The organism is Nonomuraea sp. NPDC000554, from assembly GCF_040300065.1.
Classification (GTDB): Bacteria; Actinomycetota; Actinomycetes; order Streptosporangiales; family Streptosporangiaceae; genus Nonomuraea.
Map to the genome: position 1 here is coordinate 1 of NZ_JBEPDC010000031.1, position 10,474 is coordinate 10,474.

General features: G+C 67.6%; 7 protein-coding genes and 1 pseudogene. 3 read left to right on the plus strand and 5 right to left on the minus strand.

The window, feature by feature from the left end:
* The 3 genes and pseudogenes from ABT294_RS40855 to ABT294_RS40865 all read left to right on the plus strand — a co-directional run.
* Positions 1-2,169: right-handed parallel beta-helix repeat-containing protein (locus tag ABT294_RS40855; protein WP_350811829.1), on the plus strand; the 2,169-nt coding region annotated here is incomplete at its 5' end.
* 756 nt (positions 2,170-2,925) lie between these two features.
* Positions 2,926-3,495, plus strand: a pseudogene (locus ABT294_RS40860) (ATP-binding cassette domain-containing protein); the annotation flags it as partial.
* Between the two features lie 157 nt (positions 3,496-3,652).
* Positions 3,653-5,044, plus strand: coding sequence for an MFS transporter (locus tag ABT294_RS40865; protein ID WP_350811830.1), 1,392 nt, complete (start codon positions 3,653-3,655; stop codon positions 5,042-5,044).
* A 774-nt stretch (positions 5,045-5,818) separates the two neighbouring features.
* Here ABT294_RS40865 and ABT294_RS40870 read toward each other — a convergent pair.
* The 5 genes from ABT294_RS40870 to ABT294_RS40890 all read right to left on the minus strand — a co-directional run bounded on the left by ABT294_RS40870 (position 5,819) and on the right by ABT294_RS40890 (position 10,455).
* Positions 5,819-6,682, minus strand: coding sequence for an SMP-30/gluconolactonase/LRE family protein (locus ABT294_RS40870; RefSeq protein ID WP_350811831.1), 864 nt, complete (start codon positions 6,680-6,682; stop codon positions 5,819-5,821).
* A gap of 16 nt (positions 6,683-6,698) precedes the next feature.
* Positions 6,699-7,442 (minus strand): SDR family oxidoreductase, encoded by a 744-nt coding sequence (locus tag ABT294_RS40875; RefSeq protein WP_350811832.1) that lies wholly within the window; start codon positions 7,440-7,442, stop codon positions 6,699-6,701.
* Between the two features lie 99 nt (positions 7,443-7,541).
* Positions 7,542-8,531: a substrate-binding domain-containing protein gene (locus ABT294_RS40880; RefSeq protein WP_350811833.1), complete on the minus strand. Its 990-nt coding sequence runs from the start codon at positions 8,529-8,531 to the stop codon at positions 7,542-7,544.
* Positions 8,532-8,575: 44 nt separating this feature from the next.
* Positions 8,576-9,631: an ABC transporter permease gene (locus ABT294_RS40885; RefSeq protein ID WP_350811834.1), complete on the minus strand. Its 1,056-nt coding sequence runs from the start codon at positions 9,629-9,631 to the stop codon at positions 8,576-8,578.
* The gene (locus ABT294_RS40890) at positions 9,628-10,455 is read right to left on the minus strand and encodes an ATP-binding cassette domain-containing protein (protein WP_350811835.1); all 828 of its coding nucleotides are present in this window, start codon (positions 10,453-10,455) and stop codon (positions 9,628-9,630) included. The genes ABT294_RS40885 and ABT294_RS40890 overlap by 4 nt, the downstream gene beginning before the upstream one ends.
* Positions 10,456-10,474 lie beyond the last annotated feature (19 nt).

Here is a 10,474-nt window from a genome sequence, read left to right on the forward strand (position 1 = left end):
CAGTCCGAGATCCGGATGCTCGCCAACATCACGCCCAACCTCACCAAAGCGTTCTGGCAGGGCCTGGTCAAGCCGTTCGAGAACGCCCACCCCGGAGTGAAAGCGAAAATCGAGGGCGGCGCCACCCTCCTGCCGGCGACGCAGACATCCGCGCAAAGTCCGCGAGAAATCTTCGTCTCGCCGAACGGGTCCAACAGCGGAAACGGAACCAATGGCGCGCCATTTCGCACACTGGAGCGCGCCCGAGCCGAGATCCGAAAGCTGAACGCCAAGGACTCACTTCCCTCAGGCGGCGTCACCATCACACTCCGCGGCGGTGACTACAATCGCGAATCGACCTTCGTCCTGACAAAGCAGGACGGAGGAACCGCGACCGCCCCCATCACCTACCGCGCCTACCCGGGGGAGAAGGTGCGTCTAACCGGCGGCGTATTACTGAACGGGAACGACTTCACGCCGGCAACCTCCGATGGCGTCGGGTCACGCCTGCCCGCATCGTCGCAAGGCAAGATCAAGCAACTTGATCTCAACGCGTCTGGCGTTGCCGACCTTGGCGGCATCATGCAGACGGGCTACGGCCTACCACCAGGAGACGAACCAGCCGAGATCTTCTTCAACGGATCCCCAATGACCCTGGCCCGGTACCCCAACACCGGCAACACCAAGGTCGGAAAGGTGACCGATCCAGGCGGCAACCCGCGCCAAGTTCTCGGCGGCAACGCGACAACTCGACCGCTACCCGAGGTCTACCACCACGGAGCGACATTCCAGTACAGCGACGAGCGGCCGGAGTCCTGGGCCACCACCGAAGGTGCCTGGATGTATGGGTATTGGTACTGGGACTGGGCCGACGGCAACCTCGCCATCGACTCTCTCGATCAAGCCACCAACCAGATCCGCACCAAGACTGCATCCCACTACACCGTGCGCGCCGGCCAGCGCTACTACTATTACAACGTTCCCGAGGAGTTGGATGCGCCGGGCGAGTACTATATAGACCGCGACAACAAGATCCTCTACTTCTACCCTCCGAACGACATCAAGGATCGCACCGTAGACCTGTCGCTCCTGACTGATCCTGTGGTGAAAGTTGATGGCGCGTCGTACGTGACGTTCAAAGACATCGGCATCGGCAACAGCCGTGGCGACGGCGTCCGGATCACCTCCGGAAACCACAACACCATCCAGGGCGCGACCATCGCAGACCTCGGGGGCTGGGGTGCACGAATCGAAGGTGGCACAAACAATTCCGTCCGTGGCAGCGAGATCACCCGCGTGGGGCACGGCGGCACCTACGTTGGGGGAGGCGACCGCCCAACGCTCACGCCCGCCGGGAACGTTGCTGCCGGGAACAAGATCCATGACTTCAGCCGGCTCGCACTCACCTACAACCCCGGAGTCATGCTCGCAGGAGTGGGCAACTCCGCAACTGACAACCACATCTTCAACGCCCCCCACCAGGCGATCGCCTTCGAGGGAAACGATCATCTGATCGAATACAACGACGTGCACGACGTGGTCCAGAGCACTGCCGATTCCGGAGCGATCTACTCGGTGCGGAACTGGAGCTGGACTGGAACCACCATCCGATACAACTACGTACACGACATTGGCGGCGCCGGCGCTCCAGGAAACGACCAGGACGGGATCTATCTCGACGACCTCACGTCGGGCATCACGGTAACGGGGAACGTGCTGGCACATGTGCCCCGACCGTTTCTGATCGGTGGCGGCCGGTCGAACATCATCGAAAACAACCTCGTCGTCGACAGCTCCCGCGCATTCTCGCTTGATGCACGCGGTCTCGGCTGGGCCTCTGGGCACTGCTCCCCCGGTGGCGGCATGGAAAAGACACTGAAGGAGATGCCGTACCGCGACGACCCGTGGGCGACACGCTACCCCTGGCTGGTGAACCTGCTCGAGGATCAGCCATGCGTACCGAAGAACAACAGCGTCCAGCGGAACGTGTTCGCAGACAGCCCAGCGCCCAGCATTGTGAAGGAAGCAGCGCAGACCGGCACGGTCAACGACAACTGGGTGACCACAGACGATCTGCGATTCGTCGACCGGGCCAACGGGGACCTCACACTGTTGCCAGACTCACCGGTATTCAGCAAGGTTCCGGGCTTCCAAGCTCCGCCATTCGATCGAATGCGAAAGTCCCACTGATCGCGAGCGAAGTGACGGGTCGCCGCTGAACCAACTGGATCCAGCGGCGACCTCTACATCCCCATGCGCGGCGGACTGACTGAGGCCGTGTCCGGTCCTGCTGTGCCAGAGCTGGATGCTACCGCCGTACCTGGTCAAAGCACCCGCCGCGGACTTGGTCGAGTGGCGGCCGCCGTCGACCTGCCGGTCATCGTCTACAGCCGCGGCAACGCCGTGTTCGACCCCGACACCGCGGCCGGGTGTCGATCCCAGCGCCGAGCACGGTTCGACGACGTGCTTCTGGTGGATGGCGCCCGCATCCGCCTGGGTCGTCACCACCCACGCCACCAGCCCTTCTCACTCCTTTGGGCCGACCCGCCGCCACGCCAGCAGAAACACAGCCCGGTCGTAGAACTCGCCCCCAGGCGCGAGTGGGCGCCAGAGAGGGCGTCGAGCCCGGACAGGAGGAGAGGGCCTCGGTGGGCTGGGTAGCGCCGCGTTCCGGTCGGCGATGGCGCCGATACCGCAAAGCCCAGGTGGTGAGCGCCCCCATCGGACCAGCCGGTCTGCTGTGTGTTGCCGCTCGGCCGGGAGTGACTGGCGGATGCATTGCTCAGGGGGTCTGTTACGGTACAGGTATGTCTACGCCCCGAGTTTCTTAGCCAAGGACCCGCTTCCACGCCAGAAGTGTGTCCTTTTGCTTTCTCGGAGCGTAATCCCATGATTATCGTTCGCGATGTCGGGTTGCGTGCGGGTGCCCGCCTGCCGCTCTCGGACATCTCTTTCACCGTCTCTCCCGGCGACCGCATCGGCTTGGTCGGCCGTAACGGGGCGGGTAAGACGACGCTCGTGCGCCTGCTGGCCGACGCGAAGACACCGGACGCGGTCCGGGTGGTACACGGGCACGGACTGCGGCTGGGCTACTTCGCCCAGGGGTGCGGCACTCTCGCTGCTGACCGTAGGGTGCTGCCGAACCTGGCTGCCGCCGCGCCGGATTTGACGGACGGTGAAGTCCGGAGGGTCCTGGGCGTGTCCCTTTTCACCGCGGACGACGCCGACAAGCCCGCAGGTGTCCTCTCCGGCGGGGAGAAGACCCGCCTGGCACTGGCCAGGCTGGTGCACTCCGGGGCGAACGTGCTGCTGTTGGACGAGCCGACCGACAACCTCGACCCCGCCTCCCGCGGCGAGGTCCTGGCAGCCGTCGGCTCCTACCCCGGCGCGATCGTGATGGTCACCCACGACGAGTGCGCCCTCGACGCCCTCCGCCCCGTCCGCGTCCTGCTCCTGCCAGACGCGGACGAGGACCTGTGGAGCGAGGAATACCGCGACCTGGTCGCCCTCGCCTGACCCACCGCCCCCGCCCCACCGCGGCCTCCACCGCTCGCCGTGGACGTGCCGCATCTCTCACCGACCTCACCGCGACATCTCGAAGGGCACCACGTTGTCCACCACTCCTTCCCCCTCGTCCCGGACAGTTCCCACCGGGCGCTGGCGCACCGTCACGTTGGTCATCGTTTTGCTGGCCGCGTTCATGGACCTGCTGGACGCGACCATCGCCAACATCGCGCTGCCCACCATCCGCTCGCACCTGGGTGCGTCCGCGGCCCAGATCGAATGGGTGCTTGCCGGATACACCCTGGCCTTCGCCCTCGGCGTCATCACCGGCGCCCGCCTGGGCGACCTGTACGGCTACAAGCGCGTTTTCCTGATCGGCATGGCCGGCTTCACCGCCGCCTCCGCCCTGTGCGGCGCCGCCCCCACCCCCGAACTGCTGGTCGCCGCACGCATCCTGCAAGGACTGTGCGGGGCCGCGATGATCCCCCAAGTCTTGTCGCAGATTCAGCTGTTGTACGCGCCCGAAGAGCGTGGCCGTGCCATCGCCGCGTTCTCCTCCCTCTCCAGCCTCGCCGCCGCCCTGGGCCCCATCCTGGGCGCCCTGTTGCTGGAATCCGGTTGGTTCGGCCTCGGCTGGCGCAGCGTCTTCTGGATCAACGTCCCCGTCGGCATCGTGGCGGTGCTCGCCGCCTGGCACGTCCTGCCCGAAGGCCGCGCCAGCACCCGGCCCCGCCTCGACCTGGGAGGCGTCGCCCTCTCTGGCCTGGGACTGCTGCTCGTGCTCTACCCGCTGACGATCGCCAGCGACCGCGGAACCTGGCCCGCATGGACCTACGCCGCATTCGCCCTCGGCATGCTCGTCCTGGGCGTTTTCTACCGCTACCAGCGCACCCTGTCGGACCAGGGCCGCTCGCCACTGGTAGAGGTCTCGCTCTTTCGCATCCGCTCCGTCGCCGGCGGCTTGCTGGTCGAGTTTCTGATCTTCCTGCCGATGATGGGGTTCTTCTTCACCCTCCTCCAATTCCTCCAAGCCGCCTTGGGCTTCACCCCGCTCACGGTCGGGGTGCTGATGCTGGCCTGGCCCCTCGCCAACGCCGCCTTCGCCATCCTCGGCGCCACCGTCCTGTTGCCACGCATCGGCCGCGCCACCGTGCAACTCGGCCTCGTCGTCATGGCCCTCGGCCTGGCGGTGCTCGCCCTGACCGCCAACTCAACCTCCGCTACCTCGTGGGGGGCCTTCGTCCCCGGCGTGTTCATTGCCGGCTCTGGCGCGGGCCTGGCTGTCGCCCCGCTCGCCCAACTCACCCTCCAGGACGTCCCCGCCCAGCACGCCGGCAGTGGGTCCGGCCTGTTCAACACCGTCATCCAACTCGCCGCCTCCCTCGGTGTCGCCCTCTTCGGCACCCTCTACTTCCACCCCCAACCCGACCGCACCCACCAACTCGCCCACGACGCAGGACCGGCCTTCGCCGCCACCATGTGGATCAGCATCGCCCTGCTCGCCGCTACCCTCGCCCTCAGCTACCTGCTCCCGCGCAAGACCAGCACACCGGCAACCTGACCTGCCCGTACGGTCGGTGGGCGGCAACCTCCAGATGCCGCCCACCGATCTCCGCGCCGCAGGCGGACTACCAGCGGCTTGTTCACTTGCTGATGCTTCATGCACCTCACACACGCGGGTGTGAATGAACAATGGCTCTGTCCCGGCCGCTACGAAGCGACCATCCACAGGTGATAACGGCTCTGTCCTGTAATCGGTGGTGGCGTTTGGGGTGCTGTCCGGCGTAAGTATCGCGGTCTACCGTGGGGATATCCCCGCGAAAGGAGAGCCGTGGCTACTCGCCGTCCTCCGCTCACCCCGTGTGATGGCGCGCCGCCCAGCCGGCCCAGCACACGCAGACACGGCAGCGTGGCGAGATCACTCAACGCTAGCCGGGCCGCGTCCAAGCACTTGCCGCTAGCGACAGCGTGCTGGTTCTACCCGAAATCCGGATAGAGCGAGCCAGGCTATCGGCGGGCCACCCCGAAGGACGACGGCGAACCATCAGTTGGGTGAGCAGCACGCTCCAACGAGTTCCGGCTTTGGCCCCCATCGCTCTGTGCCGCGTCACGGTTGCCAGGCCACGGTTAGCCTCGCGCCCAGCTCTCGTGCTCATCGGCGCGCGTTCGGTGATGATCCCGGTCAATGGGCGTTCGTAGGTGCGAACTTCTTCGGTCAGGGCCAGGATCCGGTGGGCGAGCATGCGTCAATGCCGGACAGGTTCAGTTCACCACGGTGAGCACCTGCCTGGCCGGCCTCTCGTCGGTTAGCCACAAGGAGGACGGCATGTGCGGGTCAACCTCCGAACTTCACTGCGGGCAGGCCGCGTACGCCGAGACCGCGGATGGCCAGGACGGAGCCGGACGATCGTTCGAGGTCCGGATCGAGCCCTTCCCGGGCCGTGGTCACATAGAGGACGTCGAGTTCGGGGCCGCCGAATGCGCAGGAAGAGGGCTGCGGAACCGGCACTTCGACAGTGCGTAGGACGCGGCCGTCGTCCGGAGCCACCTGCAGCACCCGGCCACCGCCCCAGAACGCGATCCACAGGCATCCGTCAGCGTCGACGGTCAGTCCGTCCGGGTAGCCGAAGGACTCCGGGAACGGGACCAGAGTCCTGCGGTTCTCCGGCTCCAGCCGATCGGAGACGACGTCGAATACGCTGACATCGCGTGCCTGGGTCTCGACCAGATAGAAGCGGCGACCGTCGGGGCTCCACCCGAGCCCATTCGGCTGGGTGAGCCCACTGAACACCTCCCTGACCGTCCAATCCGGCAACAGGACGTGCATGCCGCCGTGCCCGGCGGCGAAGTCCTGGGCGCAGCTGCCGGCCCACAGGCGGCCGTGCGGATCGCACTTGGCGTCGTTCATCCGGATCCCGTCGGTGAGGAAGTCGCGCCGGACGGTCCAGGCACCGTCCGGAGAGATGTCGGTGAATCCCTCCGAAGTAGCCGCGACATAGCCTCCGGACGCCTTGGGGACCGCCGCGCCGACGAGGGTCGCCAGTCGCAGGGTCCACCGCTCGGCCGAACCCGGCCGCGCGCGGTGGAGCGCGCCGTCGAGGATGTCCACCCAGCTCAGGGAGCCACTCTCCGGGTCCCAGAACGGGCCCTCGCCAACCCGGCAGATGCCAGGGAACTCGACAGTGATGTCGATGGGCACGGTCTTCCTCCGCGTCTCAGCCCGGCAGCACCACGGCCGCCTGCGCGAGCAGGCCGCCGTCGACCGGCAGGGCAATCCCGGTGATGAAGCTGGCGCGCTCGCCGGCCAGGAAGGCGATGGACTCGGCGACCTCCTCCGGGCGTGCGACACGGCCAAGGGGATGGCTGCGGCCCCAGGCGGCCACGAGCTGGTCGACCGCTTCGGCGCCGTCGGAGAAACTCGCTGCCGTCTTCCTCAGCATCGGGGTGTCGACCGAGCCGGGGCACACGGTGTTGGCCCGCACGCCGTACCGCGCCTCGTCCACCGCGATCGAGCGGGCCAGCGCGTTCAACGCTCCCTTGCTGGCGGTATAGGCGGCGACTTCCGTCTGGGTGACGAACGCCTGCACCGAGGACACCAGCACGATCGACCCCGATCCGGAGGCACGAAGAGCCGGCAAGGCGTGCTTGGCCGCCAAGAAGGCACCGCGCACGTTGACCGCCATCACCTCCTCCCAGGTGGCAGCGGAGGTGTCCGCCGCTGAGCCGTAGCGCTGGATGCCGGCCGCCGCCACCAAAGTGTCGATCTGGCCGGTCCACTCCAGGGCGCTCTCAACGGCGGCGGCGACGGACGCTTCGTCGGCGACGTCAGTCCGCACGAACCGGATCGCGCTCCCTTCCGGTTCGTGCGGGGTCAGATCCGCGCACAGCGCGTTCGCACCACGAGCGGCGAACAGGTGCGCGGCGGCCAGGCCGATGCCGCTGGAGCCGCCGGTGACCAAGACGGTTCTGCCGTCGAATTCCATGGGATGACTGGTCCTTCCGAGTGCCGAGGATGGTGTCCTGGGGCTGCGCCAGGGGATCGTGAACCCCGGAAGCGGCTACTTGTACAGCGCGCTCTGGTTCGCGTCGAGGTTGTCCTTGGTGAGGACGACCGGGTCGAGCGGCTGGTCCTTCGGGATGGATTTGTCGCCGCCGAGGTACTTCACGGAGTTCTCGACCGCCAGCTGTCCGATCTTGTAGGGGTTCTGCGAGACCAGGGCCGTGAGCGTGCCCGCCTGTAGGTGGGTGACCTCCTGCGGGCTGGCGTCGTATCCCAGTACCGCGATCTTGCCGGTCTTGCCGGCGGCCTGTACGGCGTTCGCCGTGCCCTCGGCGGTGATCACGTTGGAGGCGAAGATGGCGACGATGTTCGGGTGGGCGGCCAGCGCGGCCTGCACCAGGCCCGCGGCCTGCGTGGCCGAGTCCTGGCCGGCGTACAGCTCCGGTAGTACGTTGTATTTCGAGTTCCCGGCGAAGGACTGCTTGAAGCCGGTGTCGCGGTCGTCGATCGAGCTGATGCCCGGCTTGATGTGGACGAAGACGACGTCGCCGCCGTTCGGCGCCTGTTTGATCAGCTCTTGGCCGCCGAGCAGCCCGCCCTTGACGGAGCTGGCCGCGATGGCCGTGAAGATCTTGTCGGTGTTGACGTTGTTGCCGGTGGTCATGACCGGGATCCCCTGCGCCACGGCGGCTTCGATCGGGGCGGCCAGCGCGGTGGCGTCAGTCGGGTCGATGACGATGGCGTCGGGATGCTTCTGCACCACGGCCTGCAGCACCGGGATCTGCTCGGATGCCTGGAAGTTCGCCGAGCCCTGGACTATGGCGGTCACGCCGGCGGCCTTTGCGGCGTCCTGGAAGCCCTGAGTCTCGGTGGAGTAGTAGGGGTCGCAGGTGCAGCCGGGGATGAAGGCGATGGTGTGGTGCTTGCTGGAGGAGGAGCCGTCGGACGACGCGGTGCTCGAGGACGTGCCGGAGGAGCAGGCCGCCAGGGACAGGGCGGACACGGCGGCCGCTGTGGCGAGCGCGGCCCGGGTGACGGTGCGTGACATGGGATTGTCCTTCAGGCGTGGGGGGAGGTGTCGCAGGACGGGGGCTATGACCCGCGCAGCTGCTGGCGGCGCTTCACGTCGTCCACGGCGACGGCGACGATGAGGATCGCGCCGATGGCCACCGTCTGCCAGAACGGCTGGACGTCGATGATGACCAGGCCGTTGTTGAGCACTGCGGGGATCATGACGCCGACGGCGGCGCCGAAGATCGTGCCCCGGCCGCCGAACAGGCTGGCTCCACCGATGATCACGGCGGCGATCGCGACGAGGTTGTCGGCGCTGTGGCCGGAGACCCCGGTGGTGGTGTAGCGGGCCACGTCCAGCAGGCCGGCCAGCCCGGCCAGGGCGCCCATGAAGACGAAGAGCACGACCTGGTGCCGCCGTACGTTGATGCCGCTTCGCCGGGCGGCCTCGGCGTTGGAGCCGATGGCGTAGGTGTGGCGGCCGAACCGGGTCTTGGCCAGGACGAGGCCGGCCAGCACCGCGATCGCGACCGCGATCCACACCGGCAGCGGCAGTCCGAGAACGTGCTTCATGCCCAGGCCGGTCACCATCTGCGGCGGCAGGCCGGTGACATCGGTGCCCTCGGTGATGACCTGCGCGAGGCCCAGCGCCATGCCCAGGGTTCCCAGGGTGATGATGAACGACGGGATCTTCAGCCGGGTGACCAGCACTCCGTTGAGCAGGCCCCACGCCGCGCCGACCAGGATGCTGACGGCAGTGCCTACGAAGATCGCCACGGTGGCGTGCGGGTAGTGCCGCTCGGGCGCACCGGCCATCGCGACGATCACCTTGGCGGCGATCACCTCGCTGAACACCAGCACCGACCCGATCGACAGGTCCAGCTGCCCGCCGATGATCAGGAAGGCCGTGCCGACCGCCAGGATCATCGTGCCGGAGGCATTGAAGGCGATGTTGCGGAAATTGTCGGCGGCGAAGAACGTGGTTCCGGCCATCACGGAGAAGAACACCACGAGCGCGATCAGGGCCAGGAAGACCCAGCTGCCGGTCAAGGCACCGGCGGCGCGGCGCGCCCGCGACCCCGCACCCGCGGGGCCGGGCTCCGATGGTGTGGCGGCGGTCGTGATGAGCGGGGTCATGGCTGGGTCCCTTGCGGACGATGGGCGGATCCGGTCTCGGCGCCAGTGATGGCGGCGACGATCGCGTCGTGGGAGGTGGACTTCGGCGACAGCGTCGCGGCGTTGGCTCCGAGGCGGAGCACGACGATGCGATCGGCGACGTCGACCACGAAGGGCACGCTGTGGCTGATCACGATCACCGCGATGCCCCGGTCCCGGGTCCGTTTGATCAACTGCGCCACCTGCTCGGTCTGCACCAGGCCGAGGGCCGCCGTGGGCTCGTCCATGATGATCAGCTCGCGGGCCCACATCCCGGCCCGGGCGATGGCGACACTCTGTCGCTGACCGCCGGAGAACATTCGGACCGGGGCGCGGTGGTCGGGGACCCGCGCACCCAGGGTGCGCAGGTGCTCCTCGGCCTCGGCCTGCATGCGCTTGACGTCCATGACGCCGAGCTTGCCGAGCAGCCCGGGGCGGTGGTGCTCGCGGCCCAGGAACAGGTTCGCGGGCGCCGACAGATCGTCGGCGAGCGCGAGGTCCTGGTACACGGTCTCGATGCCGGCGGCGCGCGCCTCGGAGGGCGATGCGAAGTGCGCCCGCTCGCCGCGCACGCGCAGCTCGCCGGCGTCCGGCGCGAGCGCCCCGGACAGGATCTTGATGAGGGTGGACTTGCCGGCGCCGTTGTCGCCCATCAGGGCCACGACTTCGCCCGCCGCCACCTCGAGGGATACGTCGGTGAGGGCCGTGACGTGCCCGAAGTGCTTGGAGATCCCGACGGCCGACAGCACCGGTGTCTGTGCGCCATGTGCCCGATCCTGTGTCGGGTTCGCTTGATGAGTGGCCATGAGATTCCTCTCTCGGCTC